Consider the following 18,590-nt stretch of genomic DNA (forward strand, 5'->3'; position numbering starts at 1 on the left):
ATCACCAAGTCGGCGCCGGGCGTCCACTGCCGGGCCGCGATGCCGTCCAACGCCCCCGCGACCGGTTGCGGGCACCGCAGGTCCGCGATCACGTCGGTGCTGCGATACCGGTGCACGCCCGCGCGTCCGTGGGCGTCGACCGCGAGCCGCACACGTGTGCGCCACCCGCCGATCGCGTCACCGGACCCGATCGGCTCCACCAGCACGTCGCGCTCGATCCCGGCCAGCCGCCGTAACTGTTCGGCCACCACCGTGGCCTTCAGTGCGCGCTGGGCGACCGGCGTGGCGAAGGAGAAATCGCAGCATCCCGCTCCACCGGGACCGGAGACGGGACAGGTGGCCTGCACCCGGTCCGGGGACGCCTCGAGCACCTCGACCGCGTCGGCGCGGCAGAACGAGCCGCCGCGATCCTCGGTGACCCGAACCCGCACCAGTTCACCGGGCAGTCCGTGCCGGACGAACACCACACGTCCCTCGTGGCGTGCGACACAGAAGCCGCCGTGCCCCGGCGGCCCGAGCCGCACCTCGAACGTGCCGGTCCGCCGATCGCTCATCCCGAATGCTCCACTGGCGTCATGTCCGGTCCTCGTACCCGCGCCGGAACGCGCCCGGCGCGTTCACCACCCCGGGCGTCTTCAATCGCGCCGACGAACTGAGTTGCCACGGCACGCTGGTCACCATCACGCCCGGTTCGAACAGCAGCCTGCCCTTCAACCGCAGCGCGCTCTGGTTGTGCAGTACCTGCTCCCACCAACGGCCCACCACGTATTCGGGGATGAACACGGTGACCACGTCGCGCGGGGCGTCCTTGCGTACGCGCTTCACATAATCGAGCACCGGCTTGGTGATCTCACGGTAGGGCGATTCGATCACTTTGAGCGGCACCGTGATATCGCTGTTCTCCCATTCCCGCACCAGCGCCCTGGTGTCGGCCTCGTCGACGTTCACCGTCACCGCCTCCAGCGTGTCGGGGCGGCTGGCGCGCGCGTAGGCGAGGGCACGGCGGGTCGGCAGATGCAGCCGGGAGACCAGAACGATGGAATGCGAGCGGCTGGGCAGCACACCATCCCACTCCTGCTCTTCCAACTCCCGCGCGACGGAGTCGTAATGCCTGCGAATCAGCTTCATCACGATGAAGATCGCGACCATGGTGAAGATGGCGATGTAGGCGCCCGCGAAGAACTTGGTGATCAGCACGATCACCAGCACCGCTCCGGTCGCGCTGAGACCGACCGCGTTGATCACCCGCGATCGTTTCATCCGCGCGCGCTGCGCCGGGTCGGTCTCGGTGCGCAACAGGCGGGTCCAGTGCCGCAGCATGCCGGTCTGGCTCAGCACGAACGACACGAACACACCGACGATGTACAGCTGGATCAGCTTGGTCACCTCGGCGCCGAAGAGCACCACGAACGCGATGGCCGCGCCGGACAGGAACAGGATGCCGTTGCTGAACGCCAGCCGATCGCCTCTGGTGTGCAGCTGGCGCGGCAGGTAGCGGTCCTGCGCCAGGATCGAGCCGAGCACGGGGAACCCGTTGAAGGCGGTGTTCGCGGCGAGCACGAGAATCAGCGCCGTCACCGTCGTGATGAAGAAGAAGCCCACCGGGAATCCCTCGAACACCGTCTCGGCGAGCTGCGCGATCAGCGTCTTCTGGTGGTAGTCGGACGGCGCGCCGGTCAGGTCGGCGACGTTGTGCGCGTACACGACTCCGATCTTCTGGGCGAGGATGATGATGCCCATCAGCAGCACGATCGCGATCGTCCCCAGCAGCAGCAGAGTGGTGGCGGCATTGCGCGACTTGGGTTTGCGGAACGCGGGCACACCGTTGCTGATCGCCTCGACACCGGTCAGCGCGGCGCAGCCGGAGGAGAACGCCCGCGCGACGAGGAAGGCGAACGCCAACCCGTAGAGGTGCTCTTGCTCGGCGTTCAATCCGAAGCCCGCCGACTCGGCCCGCAACTCCTCCCCCAGCACGAAGATCCGGAACAGGCCCCAGCCGAGCATGACGAACATGCCCGCGATGAACGCGTAGGTCGGAATGGCGAACGTGGTGCCCGATTCCCGCACACCGCGCAGGTTCATCGCGGTGAGCAGGGCGATGGCCACGACGGCGAACAGCACCTTGTGGGTGGCGACGAAGGGAATGGCCGAGCCGATGTTGGACGCGGCCGAGGAGATCGACACCGCGACGGTGAGCACGTAGTCGACCAGCAGCGCGCTGCCCACGGTCAGGCCCGCGGTCGGCCCCAGGTTGGTGGTGGCCACCTCGTAGTCGCCACCGCCGGACGGGTAGGCGTGCACGTTCTGCCGGTAGCTGGCCACCACCACCGCCATGACGAAGGCGACCGCCAATCCGACCCACGGCGCGTACACGTACGCCGTCACTCCGGCGGCCGACAGCACGAGGAAGATCTCTTCCGGGGCATAGGCCACCGATGACATGGCATCGGAGGCGAACACCGGGAGGGCGATTCGCTTCGGCAGTAGCGTATGGCCCAGCGAGTCGCTACGGAAAGGCCTGCCCAGCAGCACTCGCTTCGCTGCCGTCGTCAACTTGGACACTGGAGCGAGCATAGGCCCCCGCACGGTGGATCGCGCGCGTGGCTCGCAGGTTTGCCCGCCGGCTGGAGGGGGAACGTGGCCGGTGGAATCATTCGACGGGTAGCGTTCGACCGAACAGCAAACCAGACCGAACACCATGGTTCCAGGAACGAGGTTGCACGGTGTACGTAGTGATCATGGGGTGCGGGCGCGTCGGCTCGTCGCTCGCCCAGGCCCTGGTCCGCGTAGGTCACGAAGTCACCGTGATCGACCGGGATTCCAGTTCCTTCCTGCGCCTGGGATCCGATTTCCCGGGTGAGCAGGTCACGGGTGTCGGATTCGATCGAGATGTGCTGATAAAGGCGGGAATCGAGCGGGCGAACGCGTTCGCGGCGGTCTCCTCCGGCGACAATTCGAACATCATCTCCGCCCGGGTCGCCCGGGAGATGTTCGGGGTGGAGCGCGTGGTCGCCCGCATCTACGACGCCAAGCGCGCCGCGGTCTACGAGCGGCTCGGCATCCCGACCATCGCCACGGTCCCGTGGACCACCGACCGCTTCTTGCGCGCGCTGATCGGCGATACCGGCACCACCACTTGGCGCGACCCGACCGGAACGGTTGCCGTGACCCAGCTGACGCTGCACGAGGAGTGGTACGGCCGCACCGTGCGCGACCTGGAGCAGACCGTCGCGGCCAGGGTCGCGTTCATCATCCGGTTCGGCCAGGCGCTGCTTCCCGACAGCAAGACCATCATCCAGGCCGACGACATCGTCTATGTGGCCGCCGCATCCGGCGCCGTTGGCGAAGCCGTCGCCTTGGCGACGAAGCCCCCAGCGAGCGAGGACTGAATATGAAAGTGGCCATCGCCGGAGCAGGCGCCGTCGGCCGATCGATCGCCAGGGAGCTCCTACGTGGCGGCCACCGGGTCATGCTGCTGGAGCGCGAAGTCGAGCACATCGATTCCGTCGCGATCCCGGACGCGGTCTGGGTGCACGCCGACGCGTGCGAACTGGCCCTGCTGGAGCAGGCCGGGCTGGAGACCTACGAGGTGGTCATCGCGGCCACCGGTGACGACAAGACGAACCTGGTGCACAGCCTGCTGGCCAAGACCGAGTTCGGCGTGCGCCGGGTGGTGGCGCGCGTGAACGACCCGCGCAACGAGTGGCTCTTCGACGGTTCCTGGGGCGTGGACGTCGCGGTGTCCACACCCCGGCTGCTCGCCTCCCTGGTCGAGGAGGCGGTGTCGGTCGGTGATCTGGTGCGCCTGATGACGCTGCGCCAGGGGCAGGCGAATCTGGTCGAGATGACGCTGCCCGCGGACACCGCGCTGGCGGGCAAACCCGTGCGCACGCTCACCCTGCCGCGCGACGCCGCCCTGGTGACCATCCTGCGCGGCGGTCGCGTGATCGTGCCGCAGCCCGACGACGCACTGGAAGGCGACGACGAGCTGCTGTTCGTGACCTCGGTGGAGGCCGAGGAAGACCTCCGGCTGGAACTCGCCAACCACGGCATCAGGCCATAACTCCCCGGAATACGGCCGGACGCGGGTTCGCGGCGAAGCACCGCCGGAGAGCTATGCGGCCGGTTTCAGCTGCGCGCGCAGCTTGTTCAGCGCGCGGTGCTGCATCACCCGGACCACGCCCGGGCTGGTCCCGATGGCCTCGGCGGTCTGCGCCGCCGACCAGCCGAGCATGATGCGCATCACCAGCACCTCGCGGTGCGCGGGGGCCAGCACCTTCATGAGTTCTTTTGTGGCGGCCCGCCGTTCGGAGGCCAGCGCCCACTCCTCCGGCCCTGCGGCGGAGGACGCGTAGTCCGGCACATCGGCCATCGGGTAGGCGGGGTGCTGCTGCGAGCGGCGGAACGCGTCGGCGACCTTGTTGGCCGAGATGCCGTAGACGAAGGCCAGGAACGACTTGCCCTGGTCGCGGTAGCGCGGGATGGCGTTGACGGTGGCCAGCAGGATCTCCTGCACCACGTCGTCGGCGGTGACCTGCAGGTGCGCCGTATTGCCCAGGCGCGCGCCGCAGTAGCGCCGCACCAGCGGATGCACGATCCGGATGATCTCCGCGACCGCCCGGCGATCGCCCGCCGCCGCAGGCCCGATCAGCTTGTCCAGCTCGGCCGATACCCGCCGGCTCTCCGAGAGAGCGGGGTGGTGGTTCTTGGGCAGCGCCGCGGTGTTGTGCTCGGTAGCCACGTCCGAGTCCTTTCTTGCCGATCAGTGCGTGTTTTTCGGTACGCATAGATCGTCTGGGAAACTCGCAGCGGCGACCAGGCACCCCAGGGTGGGGAAGCACCCACCTGGGCGGTGGGACTTATCCCACCCCTGTGCATTTCGCCTGGCGGCAGTGGAGGGTTAACAGCTCAAGCCGGTCCGGCCGCGACCACCGACTTGGTGGGCAGGTGGCCGGCCCGCCGCACCGCCCAGACGGTGACGCCCAGTGCCACCGCGGTCAGCGGCCAGCCCATCGCGATGCGGGCGAAGGCGAGCCAGCCGGTGCGGTCGGTGTCGTAGAGCTGCGACTGCACCAGGTAGCGGGCCCCGAACACCACGATCCAGGTAGCGGTGGCCAGGTCGTAGAGGCGCACGGAGCGCGGATCGGACCGCCAGTCGGAGCCGTGCCCGTTCAGCACGCCCCAGATCACGCCGACCAACGGCCTCCGGACCAGGATGGACGCGAGGAACACCGCGGCGTACACGAGGCTGGTGTAGATGCCGAAGAGGAAGAAACCCTTGGCCTCGCCCATCCGGTAGGCGATGAAGGCGCAGATGCCGACGCCGAAGAAGCCGGAGATGGCGGGCTGGATGGGATCGTGCCGCACCAGGCGCCAGACGAGGATGGCGGCGGCCACGCCGAGAGCCGCCCAGATCGCCGCGGTCAGCCCGGCGAGGCTGTTCACGGGAACGAACACGACAACCGGAAGCGTCGAGTAGATCAGGCCGCTGAAGCCGCCGAGTTGTTCGAGGAGGGTCTGTTCGGCACGTTCCTCGTCACGATCGGGCACATTCAGCCCGGTGCGGTCGTCCGATCCTGCGTTGTCGTCGCTCAATGGCATACGTCAGCTGTTCCCGCGCAATTCGTAGTAGGGGTTGAAGATCACTTTGCGGCCGTCACGGTCGCCGACCCGGCCACGGACGAGGATGCGCCGCCCCGGCTCGATGCCGGGAATGCGCCTGCGCCCGATCCAGACCAGTGTGATCGCGTCGGTGCCGTCGAAGAACTCGGCCTGGACGCTGGCGCCCGCAGACTTGGGACATGCTTCGACACTGCGAAGCCTACCGAGCATGGTGGCCTCGTCCCCGCGCCGACACTCCGACGCGCGCGACGCGCCCGAGGCCTCGGAGGTCTCGGCCAGTTCTTCGGCGTCCAGCTGATCGAGGTCCTGGGTCAGCCTGCGGCCCAGACGTCGAAAATACCCTGAGGCTGCGGATGACATTGTGCACGCTCTCCTGCATAGAGCAGATGGCGTGGGTCGCACACCATCGTGAGGGATCCGATCCGCACGACCCGCTGCGGCCGTACAACGCCACTGTAGATGGGCGGGGCCACCCCCGCTACGCTCGGACCGATGTTCGACTCCCCACACCCCGCTCGCGTCGTGGCGCTGCCCGGCACCGGATCCGACGCCGATTTCGCCCGGCGCGCATTCGGGCCCGCCTGCGCCGCACGCGGCTGGGATTTCGTCGCGGTGGAACCGGACCCCCGCCGGGTGGTGGCGAGCTGCCTTGCCGCATTGGAGGCGGCGTCCGGCTCCGGCCCGGTGCTGGTCGCGGGCATCTCGCTCGGTGCGGCGATCGCACTGGAATGGGCCGCCGAGCACCCGGATCGCGTCGTGGGAGTCGTGGCGGCGCTGCCCGCCTGGACCGGACCCGATACTGCCGCCTGCCCGGCAGCACTGAGCGCGGCGGCCACCGCCGCACAACTGCGCACCGACGGTCTGGCCGCGGTGACCGACCGCATGCGCGAGAGCAGCCCGCGGTGGCTGGCCGACGCGCTGACCCAGTCGTGGCGCGCGCAGTGGCCGGATCTTCCGCGGGCGCTGGAAGAGGCCGCCGACTACAAGTGGCCCGCCGCCGAGTTGCTTGCCACGTTCGAGCCGCCGCTCGCGGTGGTCACCGCGGTCGACGACCCGGTGCATCCGCACGCCGTCGCCGAGGAGTGGGCGGCACTGGCCTCGCGCTCGCGGCTGCACCGGATCACCCTGGACGAACTCGGCGCCGACCCCGCGATCCTCGGACATGCGGGTATCGGCGCCTTCTGGTGAGTTCGCCGGATCAGTTCAGGCCGAGCTGCTGCATGGCCGACCCGTCCGCGCCGCGCCGCGGGCCCTGCGGCATCCGCGGCACCGCGGGCTGCGCGCCGGTCTGCGCCGCCACCTGCGCGGCCATCGCCTGCTGCTGAGCTTCCACCTGCTGCTGATGGGCCGCGGCCAGCTGCTCGGCCAGCTGCTGGGGCAGCACCACCGGCAGCGGCTCCCGCACCGGCAGCGGGTCCTCGCCACGCCGCACGACCGTCTCGCTCAGGATGGCCCGCGCCGCCTTGACCAGCGGGGTGCCGTCGTTCGCCGCGCCCGAGGGGCCCGCCGCGACCAGCCGCACCATCCAGCGATAGCCGTCCACACCGATGAAACGCAGGTCCGCGCCTTCGGTCAGCGCCAGCAATTCCCGGCCCCACGGGCCGCTCTCGACCGACACCCGGGCGCCGTCCTTGCGCAGCGAGTCGGCCAGATCCGCGGCGACCAGCCGCCATTGGCCCGTGGTCTTCGGCGCGGCATAGGCCGCGACGGTGATCCGGCCGTGCTCGGTGGCCAGGTGCACCGCTTGCGGTTGCCCCTCCGGCGTCATCTCGACCTGCAACTGACCGCCCGGCGGGACCGGCAACAGCACCGACCCGAGATCCAGCCGCTGCTCGGACACCTCGTCCAGCAGTTCGGCGACCTCGTCGTAGTCGTACGGGCCCGGTCGGCCGTGCGGCCGGTCGGCGTTCAGATCCACGCCCTCGTAGGAGCGCTCGTCGGTGGGGGTGTCGTCGTAGAACTCGTCGTCGTACTCGTCGGCGTAGTCGGACTCGTAGTCGGCGTAGTCGTCCGCCTCGTCGTACCGGTCGTCCGCGGCCCGGCTCGCGTTCTTTCTCTTCCCGAACATTCCCGTCATGCCTCCTTGCCGGTCGTCCGGCCCGCCCCGTTCGCCGGTGCGGTCAGGCTCGCGTGACCACCGCTGGAGCCGTGCCCGCCCGCCCCCCTGGTCGTCTCGTCGAGCGTGTCGACCTCCATGAAATCCACCAGTTCCACTCGCTGCACCAGCAGTTGCGCGATCCGGTCGCCGCGACGCAACTCGATCGGCGTGCGCGGGTCGTGGTTGATCAGGCACACCTTGATCTCGCCCCGGTACCCCGCGTCGACCGTGCCCGGGGTGTTCACCACCGACAACCCGGTCTTGGCCGCCAGACCCGAGCGCGGATGGATCAGGCCGACCGTGCCGACCGGTAGCGCGACGGCGACACCGGTGCCGACCAGCACCCGCTCCCCCGGCTCCAGGATGACGTCTTGCGTGGTGCACAGATCCACGCCCGCGTCGCCCGCATGGGCGCGCGTGGGCACGGGGATGCCGGGGTCCAGCCGCAGCAAGGGTATGGGTGAAAGTGCGCTCACGTTGGACGAGCCTACGCGTAAGCTGTTTGCCCTCGTGACTTAGTGTTGACTCGTGTCGGACCAGCCCAATCCCATGACCATGGACGAGAAAAAGCAGCCCGCGCAGCACTACCGGGAGCGCCTGTGGGTGCCGCTGTGGTGGTGGCCGGTGGCGTTCGCCGTCACCGGATTGCTCGCGGCGGAGATCCACATGGGCGCGCCGGGTCTGCGGGCGTGGCTGCCCTACGTGCTGCTGTTCCCGGTGCCGGTCTGGGTGCTGCTGTGGCTGAGTCGGCACCGCGTCGAAGTGGCGCCGGACGCGAACGGCACACCGGAGCTGCGCGCCGATCGCGCCCATCTACCGGTGAACTTCGTTGCCCGCGCGGCCGCCGTCGCCCCCACCGCGAAAAGCGCGGCGCTGGGTCGCCAGCTCGACCCCGCCGCTTATGTCCAGCATCGCCCCTGGATCGGGCCGATGGTGTTGCTCGTGCTCGACGACCCGGACGATCCGACGCCGTACTGGCTGGTCAGTACGCGGCGGCCCGAACGGGTCCTTGCCGCGCTCGGTCTACCGAGCGCGGGCTGACACTCTGCCCGATCTCGTCGAGCTCAGGCGGCGCAATCCATGCAGATCATCTGGCCGCCCTTCTCACTGGCCAGCCTGCTCCGGTGATGAACCAGGAAACAGCTGGAACAGGTGAACTCGTCGGCCTGCTTCGGGATCACCCGAACCGTCAGCACTTCCTCGGACAGGTCGGCGCCGGGAAGCTCGAACGACTCCGCGGTATCGGATTCGTCGATATCCACGACGGCGGACTGTGCCTCGTTACGACGAGCCTTCAGCTCCTCCAGCGAATCCTCCGACACGTCGTCGGTTTCGGTGCGCCTCGGTGCGTCATAGTCGGTTGCCATGTCGTCTTCCCCTCGTCCTAACTCCGTATATCCCGGACCGGTCCGCTCACACCCGATTCCTGCCGGAATCGGCGCGACCGGTACCGCCCCGCCGGTGGTGCACGTCACACGTACACCGGTCGCCTATCAGGGCGGATCGTGTCGATCCACTCCCGATAGCGCTGGGTAAACGCAGGACATGCCCTTCTTGTTCCCGCGACCGACCACTGATTTCCGCACCGGCGATTCGATCTGGGCCGCCAGACAATAGCGGACCCCGGAGGAAAAGTCGCAATCAAAACACAGCCGAGTCGAAAATGAGGGCCAATCGACACCATCTGGGGAACGCACCGAGACCTTGCGCCGGGTCGCCGTCAGATTTTCGTAGAGTGTGCTGGTGGTTTCACTGATCACCGAAGGTACCTCGACGGATCCGCATGGGCGGCCGTTCCTGCGTCGCCGCCCCCAGCCCTGGCTCATCATGCTCGGCGTTCTCGCTCTGATCTGCGGGATCGTCTGGGTCAAAGCCCTCACGACGCACGACGCCGACCACACCGCGATGGCGTGCAACTCGCCCAGCCCCGCGTCGGATTCCGGTGCGCCGCAACCGGCTCCGCTCGGCCAGCGGGTCGGCTCCGGCCGGCTGCAGGACGTGGAACCAGCCCCGCTGGCGGCGAGCAAGGTGCGCGTGCTCAACGCGAACAACCAGCGCGGCCAGGCCGCGCACGTCGCCGCCCAGCTCGGCGACCTCGGCTTCGCGAGCGCACCCGGAACGCAATACGGCAACGATTCGGTATACGTCAACGGCGACCTGGAATGCACCGGGCAGGTCCGCTTCGGCGTCAACGGCCGTCCGGCCGCCGCCGCCGTGCAGTTGGTCGCGCCGTGTGCCGAGCTGATCGAGGATCAGCGCGGCGACGACACCGTGGATCTGGTGCTCGGCTCCCTGTTCCGGGACATCCGGCCCAGCAACGACGCGGAGGAAGTGCTGCGTTCGCTCAAGAACCCGGCGCCGGGCAACTCCACATCCATCGATGTCAAGTTGCTCGACGCCGCGCGGCAGGCCCGCTGCTGATCAGCGGTCCGGAATCGGCTCGGTAGCACCCACCCGGGCCAGCAGTTCGCCCAATTCCTCGGCGATGCCGGGCGCGGCGGCCACCACCAGGTCGCCGTCGGTGCCCGGCGCCGTCGCCGGCGGAAGCGTCAGCCGCGCGCCCGCCTCCGCGGCGATCAACGCGCCCGCGCCCCAGTCCCAGGCGTTCAATCCGTGCTCGTAATAGGCGTCCACCCGGCCCGCCGCGACATGACACAGATCCAGCGCCGCCGCGCCGAACCGGCGGATGTCGCGCACGTGCGGCAGCACCTGCGCGACCAGCTCGGCCTGCCTGGTCCTGCGCTGCCTGCCGTAGGCGAATCCGGTGGCCACCAACGACATCGCGACCGATTCGACGGGCGTGCAACTCAGGTGCTCCACCACGCCCTCGGCGTCGACCCGCAGCGCACCGAGCCCGAGCCCGGCGCTGTAGGTGGCCGCCCGCGCGACGTCCACCACGGCGCCCGCGACCGGTCGCCCGCCACGCAGCGCGGCCACCGACACGGCGTAGCCGGGGACTCCGTAGAGGAAGTTGACGGTGCCGTCGATCGGATCCACCACCCAGTGGACGGTGTCGGCACTCGCGTCGTCGAGGCTGCCGCCGCCCTCCTCGCCGAGGATCGGGTCGCCGGGGCGCTGTTCGGCGAGCAGTTTTCGGATCAGATCTTCGGTCTCGGTGTCCACGATGGTCACCGGGTCGGTCTCGTGGCTCTTGGACTGCACGGCCCCTTCGGCGTGCGCGCCCGCGGGCCCGAACACCTCGGGGCGACGGGCACGGACATGGGCGGCGGCCGTCTCGGCGATGTCGACCGCGACGCGACGCAGGTCGGCTTCGTCGCCACGCGCGACGATCGAGACGAAGGAGTCGGGGGTGTAGTCGGACACTGGCGATGAGGTTTCCGGCACGCCCTCCATCGCATCACACATCCTCGCCGAACGCCCAGCCCCGTGGTCCCATTACTCTTGTCGTGCACGACACAGCGCCGTCGTCGGGCATCCCATTCGCAGCGCCCGCAGTGGCGTCGTGGGCCCCGTGCAGCGCTGTCATCACACCGGCCAGCACAGGGAACGAGGGGTTAGTCATGTCCGCTCGGGGGCACGCATTCGGTATCGACATCGGCGGCAGCGGTGTCAAAGGCGCCGCGGTCGATCTGGCCACCGGCGAGTTGGTCCACGAGCGGATCAAGATCGCGACGCCGCACCCGGCGACACCGGGTGCCGTGGCGGAGGCGGTGGCCGAACTGGTCGCCGCGGCCGAGTGGACCGGACCGGTCGGCCTCACGCTGCCCGCGGTGGTGATCGGCGGAGTGGCGCGCACCGCGGCGAACATCGACAAATCCTGGATCGGGACCGACGCGCGGGCGCTGTTCTCCACCGCGCTCGGCGGCCGTCCGGTCACCGTGCTCAACGACGCGGACGCGGCGGGCATGGCCGAGGACCGCTACGGCGCGGCAAGCGATTTCGCCGGTCTGGTGCTGCTGCTGACCTTCGGCACCGGCATCGGTTCCGCGTTTCTCTACCACGGCACGCTGCTGCCCAACACCGAGCTCGGCCACCTGGAGGTCCAGGGCATGGAGAGCGAGCAGCGCGCGGCGGCCTCGGTCAAGGAACGCGACGGCCTGAGCTACGAGCAGTGGGCAGCGCGGGTCAGCCTGGTGCTGACCACGATGGAGGACCTGTTCTTCCCCGTCGTCTTCGTCGCGGGCGGGGGCATCAGCCGCGACGCCGAGCAGTGGATCCCGCTGCTCACCAATCGGACCCCCGTGATCCCGGCCCGCCTGCGCAACACCGCGGGCATCGTCGGCGCCGCCATGGCGATCGCGGGAGGAGTCGCGCCGTGAGGCGCGCGGGAACGGCGAGGATGCCGCCACCGGCATCGTGCCGTAGGTACCCTGGTTAGATCGTTACAATGGAACGTGCCCGGCTGAGCCGGAGAAACCCCGACCGGCCCTCCGCCGGTGAAACCCGACAGATCGCTCCGCCGGAACACTACTCTGGCGTGACGCCGCACGAGACCGTCACGAAAGGGCGTACGTGGTAGCCACGAATACCCGTCAGACCGCCGACTCGGCCGATGCCGACTCCGCAGATGTAAACGCAGCACGGCCGGTCCGTAAGGCTGCCGCGAAGAAGGCTCCGGCGAAGAAGGCCGCCGCCAAGAAGGCGCCTGCCAAGAAGGCCGCGAAGGCGACCAAGGCTCCGGCGAAGAAGGCCACCACCAAAAAGGCGGGCCCGGACGGCGAGCCCGGCACCGACGAGGCGATCGAGGACGAGTCGCTCGATCTCGACGATCTCGGCGATCTGGAAGTCTCCGAAGAGGACCTCACCGAGGGCGACGAGCTGGTCGACGTGGCCGAGGAGGCGGAGACCGAGGAAGCCGAGGAACCGACGCCCGCGGACAAGGCCTCCGGCGACTTCGTCTGGGACGAGGAGGAGTCCGAGGCGCTGCGGCAGGCCCGCAAGGACGCCGAGCTCACCGCCTCGGCCGACTCGGTCCGCGCCTACCTCAAGCAGATCGGCAAGGTCGCGCTGCTCAACGCCGAGGAGGAGGTCGAACTCGCCAAGCGGATCGAGGCGGGCCTCTACGCCGCGGAGAAGGTGCGCGAGTTCGCCGAGCAGGGCGAGAAGCTGCCGGTCGCGATGCGCCGCGACTACAACTGGATCGTCCGCGACGGCAACCGGGCCAAGAACCACCTGCTCGAGGCCAACCTGCGCCTGGTCGTCTCGCTGGCCAAGCGCTACACCGGCCGCGGCATGGCGTTCCTCGACCTGATCCAGGAGGGCAACCTGGGTCTGATCCGCGCGGTGGAGAAGTTCGACTACACCAAGGGCTACAAGTTCTCCACGTACGCCACCTGGTGGATCCGGCAGGCCATCACCCGCGCCATGGCCGACCAGGCCCGCACCATCCGCATCCCGGTGCACATGGTGGAGGTCATCAACAAGCTCGGCCGCATCCAGCGTGAGCTGCTCCAGGATCTCGGCCGCGAGCCGACGCCGGAGGAACTGGCCAAGGAAATGGACATCACGCCGGAGAAGGTGCTGGAGATCCAGCAGTACGCGCGTGAACCCATCTCGCTGGACCAGACCATCGGCGACGAGGGCGACAGCCAGCTCGGCGACTTCATCGAGGACTCCGAAGCCGTGGTCGCCGTGGACGCGGTGAGCTTCACGCTGCTGCAGGATCAGCTCCAGTCGGTGCTGGAGACGCTGTCGGAGCGCGAGGCGGGCGTTGTCCGGCTGCGCTTCGGGCTCACCGACGGTCAGCCCCGCACTCTCGACGAGATCGGCCAAGTCTACGGGGTCACCCGTGAACGCATCCGCCAGATCGAGTCCAAGACCATGAGCAAGCTGCGCCACCCCAGCCGCTCCCAGGTCCTGCGCGACTACCTCGACTAGGTCGCACAGCCTCGACGCCCGTATTCGTCGCGCCGCTCGAATTCCTCCAGCGGCCGGCGGATGCGGGTGTCGCGCTTCGGGTGACCCGGGTCGCTGGTGTGAGCGCTCGATCGGATTCCGGATCCGTGTCTGCGGCCCGTGGACCGATCGTGGGGCGACTCCCGCCGCGTTCGCACGGACGAACCCTCGCTCGGGCCGTGACGCAGCGCACACGGGGCCTCACGGCAGGCGTACGCCCGGCACGGCAGACTTGCGGGGTGGTTGCCCCGCCCTCGACTTCGCCCGTACCGCGGTCGCCGTGGACGCAGACCGCCGACCTGCGCGCCGAACTGCGTGACACCTGGGTGTGGCTGCGCCGCCCCGAATCGCCGCGCCGGATCCTGCCCGCGATCCGGGGGCATCTTGGCGCCGCGCCCGCGAGCACCGCGTACGCGTTCACGCTGTTCGTCACATGGTGGACGTTGCGCGGGGTCGGGGACTCGGTCGAGCGCAGGCTGATCTTCTCGGCGTCGACCAACCTGTACAACATGCGGCACAACCCGGTTCAGGTGCTGGTCGCCTCGGCGTTCTGGACCGAAGGCGGTTTTCCCTGGGCGACCATCGCCGGTTTCCTCGTCGTCATGGCCTATGCGGAGCGCTGGCTGGGCACCGGGCGCTGGATTCTGCTGTTCGCGACCGGCCACATCGGGGCGACGCTGCTGACCGTCACCGGCATCGACCATGCCATCGATCGCGGCGTCATTCCCTTGCGGGTGGCCGTCGCCGCGGATGTCGGCACCAGCTACGGGTTCTCGGCCGTGCTCGCGGCGCTGGCGTTCCGGTTCCGTGGCAGGGTGCGAGCGGTGTGGGCCGGGACGATCCTCGTGGCGCTCGGTGCGGCGCTGTGGGTGGAACCGACCTTCACCGACTACGGCCATCTGTGCGCCGCCGTGATCGGGCTGGCGGTCGGCGCGATCGCGAGCCTGTTCTGGCACCGGCTGGAACGGACGGCCGCGCGCAAGGCTCCCCGGGCGCGGAGCTGATCAGGACACCGAAGGCTCGGGACGGCCGCGGTTGCGCAACAGCCCGACCATCGGCTCGACCACACGTGCCGCGATCGGACCCAGCACCGCCATCAGCAGGACGTAGGTCGAGGCGAGCGCGGTGAGCTGACCGTCCATCGCGCCCGCGCTCACCGCCAGTCCCGCGATGACTATGGAGAATTCCCCCCGGGCGACCAGGGCCGCGCCCGCACGGGCACGGCCGAGGTGCCGGATGCCCTCCCGCGCCGCGGCCCACCAACCGGTCGCCACCTTCGTTACGACACTGACCGCGGCGAGCACGATTGCCCACCCCAATACCGGGGGAGAGATCGAAGGTCGGTGCTCAAGCCGAACGCCACGAAGAAGATGGCCGCGAACAGGTCGCGTAGCGGTTCGAGCATCTTCACCGCCGCGCGCGCGGTCGAGCCGGAGATCGCGATGCCGAGCAGGAACGCTCCGACTGCCGCCGACACGCTCAGCGCCGAGGAGGCGCCCGCCACCAGCAGCGCCGCGCCGAGCAGGGTGAGCAGGAAGACCTCCCGATCGGCGCTGTCCACGATCGCCGACACGTACCGTCCGTAGCGCAGGGCCACCACGAGGACCAACGTGATGGTGACCAGCGCCACCGCCAGCGCGCGCAGCCCGCTGACCCAGCTCAGCCCGGCCAGCACCGTGGTGAGGATCGGCAGGTAGACCGCCATCGCCAAGTCCTCGAACACGAGGATGGACAGGATGACCGGTGTCTCCCGGTTGCCGAGGCGCCCGAGGTCGTCGAGGACTTTCGCCACGATGCCCGAGGACGAGATGTAGGTGACCCCCGCCATCGTGATCGCGCCGTTGAGGCCCCAGCCCAGCATCAGTGCCACCACCGCACCGGGGGACGCGTTGACCACGATGTCCATCAGACCGGCCGGCCAGGAACGTCGCAGCCCGGTCACCAACTCCACGGCCGTGTACTCCAGGCCGAGCAGCAACAGCAGCAGCACCACGCCGATCTCGCCCGCGACGTGGCCGAAGTCGTAGGCGGCCCGGAGTTCGACGAGACCGCCCTGGCCGAAGGCGAGACCGCCGAGCAGGTACAGCGGGATGGGCGACATGCCGACTCGGCCCGCGATACGCCCCAGCATGCCGAGAACGAAAAGAACCGCTCCGAGCTCGATCAGGGCGAGCGCGGTGTCCGTCACGGCTCAGCCGTGCGTCAAGATCTTCGCGGCGGCATCCAATCCCTCCGGCGTGCCGACGACCACGAGCAGATCGCCCGCGGTGAAGGTGAAATCGGGACCGGGCGAGGGATGCAGCTGCCCGGCCCGCATGACGGCGACGATGGAGACCTTCGTGCGGGTGCGCATCTCGGTCTCGCCCAGGGTGCGGCCGTCGTACGGGGAGTTGTCCCCGATCGGCAGCTGGCGTGTGGTGATCCCGGGCAGGTCCCGGTGGTCGTCGTTGAGTTTGGCGACCAGTTGCGGCGCGCCGAGCAGGTTGGCCAGGACCGCCGCTTCATCGGTGGTCAGCGGGATCTGGGCGGCACAGGCGTCGGGGTCCTCGAGCTTGGAGACGATCAGGTCGATATCACCGTCGCGGTGGGCGACCACGCCGATTCGGCGACCGGAGCGCACTTCGAAGTCCTTGCGGACACCGATCCCGGGTAGTGCGGTGACGTCGACGTTCACACCCTCCAGACTAACCGGATCACCCGGCCCGCGGCCCGATCGGTCATCACTTCGGCCGATGGCGCGTCGCGGGCGCTGTGCTGTGATGGAGGCGTGCGGCGTTGGTCGGAGGTGCCGGAGCGGACGCGGGATGCGCTGGGCGCGGTGATCGCGTTCGCCGGGGGCGCGGCGCTGTACCTCGCCGATCTGTCCACGATGACCGAGCGGGGCGAGCAGGTGTCGCTGTGGGTGCGTTTCGGCGTGCTCGCCGCGCTGTGCCTGGCGACCTTCGCCCGGCGCCGGAGGCCGGTCGCGGCCATGCTGGGTGGGCTCCTGCCCCTGGCGGTGGACATCCGGCTCGGTGCCACGGTGTCGGTGTGGATCATCTACGCCGACCTGATCTACGCGGCTGTGCTCTACGGCGGGCGCCGGGCATCACGGATCACGGCGCTGTCCTGGTCGATGCTCTGCGGCATCGTCGTGGCGTCGGCCCTCGTGCTGACCGGCGACCTGCGCGCGGTCGCGTTGGCGTTGGTCGGGGCGTTCGGTTTCGTCGCGACGCCGATCTGGTGGGCGAGTTCGGTGCGCACGCACAAGGAGGTCGCGCATGCCGAGCGCAGCCGGGCCCAGGCGCTCACCCTGGTCGCCGAACTCGACCGCCGCGCGGCCATCGCCGACGAGCGCACCACGATGGCGCGCGACCTGCACGACGTGATCGCCGGGCATCTGTCGGCCATCGCGCTGCACTCGGAGGCGGCGCTCGGGGTGCTGGCCCGCCGCGACGCCGACCCCGCGGTGACCGGAATCATGCGCTCCATCCGTTCCAACAGCGTCAGCGCGCTGGAGGAGATGCGCACCATGATCGGGTTGCTGCGCAGCGACGACACCGCGGCGGAGGTCGCCGCACCGCGCACCCTCGCCCAGTTGCCGATCCTGGTGGACGCCGCACGCGCGGCGGGCATCTCGGTGCGAGTGCGCGAAGCACTCGACGGTGCGTCGCTGCCCAGCGCGGTCGACCAGACCGCCTATCGCATCGTGCAGGAGGCTTTGACCAACGCTATGAAACACGCACCGGGACAGGAGATCCGCATCGACGTGCGGACCGAAGACGAGATGCTGAGGATATCCGTCCGCAACCGGACGGTATCGGCGCGGCCGCAGCCGGCGGCCGCAGACACGCGCCGCGGTCTGCCGAACATGCGCGAGCGAGCCGGAGCGCTCGGCGGAAGCCTGTGCGCCGGAACGGATTCCGGCCATTGGGAAGTTGTGGCCCGACTGCCGCTCGGCTCGGCCGGTGCCGCATGACGATTCGGGTGGTGATCGCCGACGACCACGCCGCGATCCGAGCAGGCCTGCGGATGATCCTGGACGTCGAGGACGACATCGAGGTGGTCGGCGAGGCGGCCGACGGCGATGTCGCGGTGGCACAGGCCAAAGCGCTACGGCCGCAGGTGGTGCTGATGGACGTGCGGATGCCCGGGGTGGACGGGATCGCCGCCACCGAGCGGATCACCGCAGACGGCCTGGCGAAGGTGCTCATCCTGACCACATTCGACGTGGACGAGTACGTCTTTCGCACACTGCGCGCGGGCGCCTCGGGATTCGTGCTGAAATCCACGTCGGGTCGGGCGCTGGTCGAGGCGGTGCGCGCGGTGGCGGCGGGTGACGGCGTGCTCGCTCCGGAAGTGACGCGAGCGGTGATCTCGGCATTCGCCTCGTCGAATCAGGCTGCCGCCCAACCGGCTCCCGCCGGGCTCGGCGAACTCACCGACCGGGAACGCGAAGTGCTCGATTGTCTCGGCGACGGCCTGTCCAACGCGCAGATCGCGGGTCGGCTGTTCATCGGCGAAACGACCGTCAAGACGCATGTCTCCCGGGTGCTGACGAAACTGGGTGTGCGGTCGCGGGTTCAAGCCGCCATCGTCGCGCGCGAGATCCGGGAACGATAGTCACTCCGCACGGGGCGCGAATGTCCCGTCCGCCTCGGGCAGGTACTCCTCGACGCCCGTGACCGCTGCCACCGGCAGAGGCCCGTACAGGTGCGGGAAGAGCATCGCTTCCGGATCGGTCGGCACGCCCGGCTCCCATGCGATCGGCGACCCGACCCGACCGGGATGGATACGCAACAACACCAGATCGCGGCGGCCTCGGAACAACCGATTCGCGGGCAGGTGCACCTGCTGCGGCGACGAGAGGTGGATGAATCCCGCCTCGGCGAGCGAGGGCGCACGGTACTCCCCCGTTTGCCGAGCGGAAAGCCATTCCTCCGAAGTGCATAGGTGAACAAGCGTGTGAGTGTCATAGGTCACGGGTAATCTCCCGGTAGACAACTGGATCGGTCGATCGAGGGTGTGACGCAGT

Annotated in this window: 21 protein-coding genes and 1 pseudogene; 10 read left to right on the top strand and 12 right to left on the bottom strand. The window is 69.3% G+C overall.

Going from position 1 to position 18,590, the window contains the following annotated elements:
- Positions 1-554, bottom strand: a 554-nt coding sequence (locus ON29_RS18240) for a TRAM domain-containing protein (RefSeq protein WP_040867800.1), incomplete at its 3' end; no start/stop codon positions are given.
- A gap of 19 nt (positions 555-573) precedes the next feature.
- Positions 574-2,562: an APC family permease gene (locus ON29_RS18245; protein WP_040867802.1), complete on the bottom strand. Its 1,989-nt coding sequence runs from the start codon at positions 2,560-2,562 to the stop codon at positions 574-576.
- Between the two features lie 161 nt (positions 2,563-2,723).
- Here ON29_RS18245 and ON29_RS18250 point away from each other — a divergent pair, with 161 nt between their 5' ends.
- Positions 2,724-3,389 (top strand): potassium channel family protein, encoded by a 666-nt coding sequence (locus ON29_RS18250; RefSeq protein WP_040867803.1) that lies wholly within the window; start codon positions 2,724-2,726, stop codon positions 3,387-3,389.
- A gap of 2 nt (positions 3,390-3,391) precedes the next feature.
- Entirely contained in the window at positions 3,392-4,063 is a 672-nt protein-coding gene (locus ON29_RS18255) for a potassium channel family protein (RefSeq protein ID WP_040867805.1), read from the top strand.
- Positions 4,064-4,114: 51 nt separating this feature from the next.
- On the opposite strand, the gene ON29_RS18260 is transcribed toward ON29_RS18255, so the two are convergent.
- The 3 genes from ON29_RS18260 to ON29_RS18270 all read right to left on the bottom strand — a co-directional run bounded on the left by ON29_RS18260 (position 4,115) and on the right by ON29_RS18270 (position 5,982).
- Complete coding sequence (locus ON29_RS18260; protein WP_083863726.1) at positions 4,115-4,741, bottom strand: sigma-70 family RNA polymerase sigma factor; 627 nt, start codon at positions 4,739-4,741, stop codon at positions 4,115-4,117.
- A gap of 167 nt (positions 4,742-4,908) precedes the next feature.
- The gene (locus tag ON29_RS18265) at positions 4,909-5,601 is read right to left on the bottom strand and encodes a DUF3159 domain-containing protein (protein WP_083863729.1); all 693 of its coding nucleotides are present in this window, start codon (positions 5,599-5,601) and stop codon (positions 4,909-4,911) included.
- Positions 5,602-5,604: 3 nt separating this feature from the next.
- Entirely contained in the window at positions 5,605-5,982 is a 378-nt protein-coding gene (locus ON29_RS18270; protein WP_040867807.1) for an OB-fold nucleic acid binding domain-containing protein, read from the bottom strand.
- A gap of 132 nt (positions 5,983-6,114) precedes the next feature.
- Between ON29_RS18270 and ON29_RS18275 the strand changes: the two genes are divergently transcribed.
- Entirely contained in the window at positions 6,115-6,810 is a 696-nt protein-coding gene (locus ON29_RS18275; protein ID WP_040867808.1) for an alpha/beta fold hydrolase, read from the top strand.
- Positions 6,811-6,820: 10 nt separating this feature from the next.
- Here ON29_RS18275 and ON29_RS18280 read toward each other — a convergent pair whose 3' ends face one another.
- Together ON29_RS18280 and dut are read right to left on the bottom strand one after the other, a co-directional pair.
- Entirely contained in the window at positions 6,821-7,690 is an 870-nt protein-coding gene (locus tag ON29_RS18280; RefSeq protein WP_040867811.1) for a DUF3710 domain-containing protein, read from the bottom strand.
- Between the two features lie 5 nt (positions 7,691-7,695).
- Complete coding sequence (gene dut / locus ON29_RS18285) at positions 7,696-8,196, bottom strand: dUTP diphosphatase (RefSeq protein WP_040867813.1); 501 nt, start codon at positions 8,194-8,196, stop codon at positions 7,696-7,698.
- Positions 8,197-8,275: 79 nt separating this feature from the next.
- On the opposite strand from dut, the gene ON29_RS18290 reads away from it, so the two are divergent.
- A complete protein-coding gene (locus ON29_RS18290; protein ID WP_040867968.1) occupies positions 8,276-8,761 on the top strand; it encodes a DUF3093 domain-containing protein in 486 nt (161 codons plus the stop codon).
- A 23-nt stretch (positions 8,762-8,784) separates the two neighbouring features.
- On the opposite strand, the gene ON29_RS18295 is transcribed toward ON29_RS18290, so the two are convergent.
- Positions 8,785-9,087 (bottom strand): DUF4193 domain-containing protein, encoded by a 303-nt coding sequence (locus tag ON29_RS18295; protein WP_014986697.1) that lies wholly within the window; start codon positions 9,085-9,087, stop codon positions 8,785-8,787.
- Positions 9,088-9,463: 376 nt separating this feature from the next.
- On the opposite strand from ON29_RS18295, the gene cei reads away from it, so the two are divergent.
- A complete protein-coding gene (gene cei, locus ON29_RS18300; protein ID WP_040867970.1) occupies positions 9,464-10,141 on the top strand; it encodes an envelope integrity protein Cei in 678 nt (225 codons plus the stop codon).
- Here the strand turns inward: cei and ON29_RS18305 are convergent, their stop codons facing one another.
- Positions 10,142-11,074 (bottom strand): inositol monophosphatase family protein, encoded by a 933-nt coding sequence (locus ON29_RS18305; protein ID WP_040867818.1) that lies wholly within the window; start codon positions 11,072-11,074, stop codon positions 10,142-10,144. It abuts the gene before it with no gap.
- A 167-nt stretch (positions 11,075-11,241) separates the two neighbouring features.
- Between ON29_RS18305 and ppgK the strand changes: the two genes are divergently transcribed.
- The 3 genes from ppgK (at position 11,242) to ON29_RS18320 (ending at position 14,580) form a co-directional block, all read left to right on the top strand.
- Complete coding sequence (gene ppgK, locus ON29_RS18310) at positions 11,242-12,000, top strand: polyphosphate--glucose phosphotransferase (protein WP_040867819.1); 759 nt, start codon at positions 11,242-11,244, stop codon at positions 11,998-12,000.
- Between the two features lie 193 nt (positions 12,001-12,193).
- Positions 12,194-13,558, top strand: coding sequence for an RNA polymerase sigma factor (locus ON29_RS18315; protein WP_040867821.1), 1,365 nt, complete (start codon positions 12,194-12,196; stop codon positions 13,556-13,558).
- 257 nt (positions 13,559-13,815) lie between these two features.
- Positions 13,816-14,580 carry a rhomboid-like protein gene (locus tag ON29_RS18320; protein WP_040867822.1) on the top strand — a complete coding sequence of 255 codons (765 nt, stop codon included), beginning with the start codon at positions 13,816-13,818 and terminating at the stop codon, positions 14,578-14,580.
- On the opposite strand, the pseudogene ON29_RS18325 reads toward ON29_RS18320, so the two are convergent.
- Positions 14,581-15,764 (bottom strand): annotated as a pseudogene (locus ON29_RS18325) (cation:proton antiporter). It abuts the gene before it with no gap.
- 3 nt (positions 15,765-15,767) lie between these two features.
- On the bottom strand, positions 15,768-16,250 hold the full coding sequence (locus tag ON29_RS18330) for a cation:proton antiporter regulatory subunit (protein WP_040867823.1): 483 nt from the start codon (positions 16,248-16,250) through the stop codon (positions 15,768-15,770).
- 93 nt (positions 16,251-16,343) lie between these two features.
- On the opposite strand from ON29_RS18330, the gene ON29_RS18335 reads away from it, so the two are divergent.
- Together ON29_RS18335 and ON29_RS18340 are read left to right on the top strand one after the other, a co-directional pair.
- A complete protein-coding gene (locus ON29_RS18335; RefSeq protein ID WP_040867824.1) occupies positions 16,344-17,534 on the top strand; it encodes a sensor histidine kinase in 1,191 nt (396 codons plus the stop codon).
- Positions 17,531-18,178, top strand: a complete 648-nt coding sequence (locus ON29_RS18340; protein ID WP_040867825.1) for a response regulator — start codon at positions 17,531-17,533, stop codon at positions 18,176-18,178. The genes ON29_RS18335 and ON29_RS18340 overlap by 4 nt, the downstream gene beginning before the upstream one ends.
- Here ON29_RS18340 and ON29_RS18345 read toward each other — a convergent pair whose 3' ends face one another.
- Complete coding sequence (locus ON29_RS18345) at positions 18,179-18,538, bottom strand: DUF952 domain-containing protein (RefSeq protein ID WP_040867827.1); 360 nt, start codon at positions 18,536-18,538, stop codon at positions 18,179-18,181.
- Positions 18,539-18,590: the final 52 nt, after the last annotated feature.

This window comes from Nocardia exalbida NBRC 100660 (assembly GCF_000308575.1).
Taxonomy (GTDB): domain Bacteria; phylum Actinomycetota; class Actinomycetes; order Mycobacteriales; family Mycobacteriaceae; genus Nocardia; species Nocardia exalbida.

Bases quoted from the DNA above. Each gene is read 5' to 3' on its own strand.
- ON29_RS18255 (WP_040867805.1), top strand. From the start codon at position 3,392: ATGAAAGTGGCCATCGCCGGAGCAGGCGCCGTCGGCCGATCGATCGCC.
- ON29_RS18265 (WP_083863729.1), bottom strand. From the start codon at position 5,601: ATGCCATTGAGCGACGACAACGCAGGATCGGACGACCGCACCGGGCTG.
- ON29_RS18270 (WP_040867807.1), bottom strand. From the start codon at position 5,982: ATGTCATCCGCAGCCTCAGGGTATTTTCGACGTCTGGGCCGCAGGCTG.
- ON29_RS18275 (WP_040867808.1), top strand. From the start codon at position 6,115: ATGTTCGACTCCCCACACCCCGCTCGCGTCGTGGCGCTGCCCGGCACC.
- ON29_RS18280 (WP_040867811.1), bottom strand. From the start codon at position 7,690: ATGTTCGGGAAGAGAAAGAACGCGAGCCGGGCCGCGGACGACCGGTAC.
- ON29_RS18290 (WP_040867968.1), top strand. From the start codon at position 8,276: ATGGACGAGAAAAAGCAGCCCGCGCAGCACTACCGGGAGCGCCTGTGG.
- ON29_RS18295 (WP_014986697.1), bottom strand. From the start codon at position 9,087: ATGGCAACCGACTATGACGCACCGAGGCGCACCGAAACCGACGACGTG.
- ON29_RS18305 (WP_040867818.1), bottom strand. From the start codon at position 11,074: ATGGAGGGCGTGCCGGAAACCTCATCGCCAGTGTCCGACTACACCCCC.
- ppgK (WP_040867819.1), top strand. From the start codon at position 11,242: ATGTCCGCTCGGGGGCACGCATTCGGTATCGACATCGGCGGCAGCGGT.
- ON29_RS18340 (WP_040867825.1), top strand. From the start codon at position 17,531: ATGACGATTCGGGTGGTGATCGCCGACGACCACGCCGCGATCCGAGCA.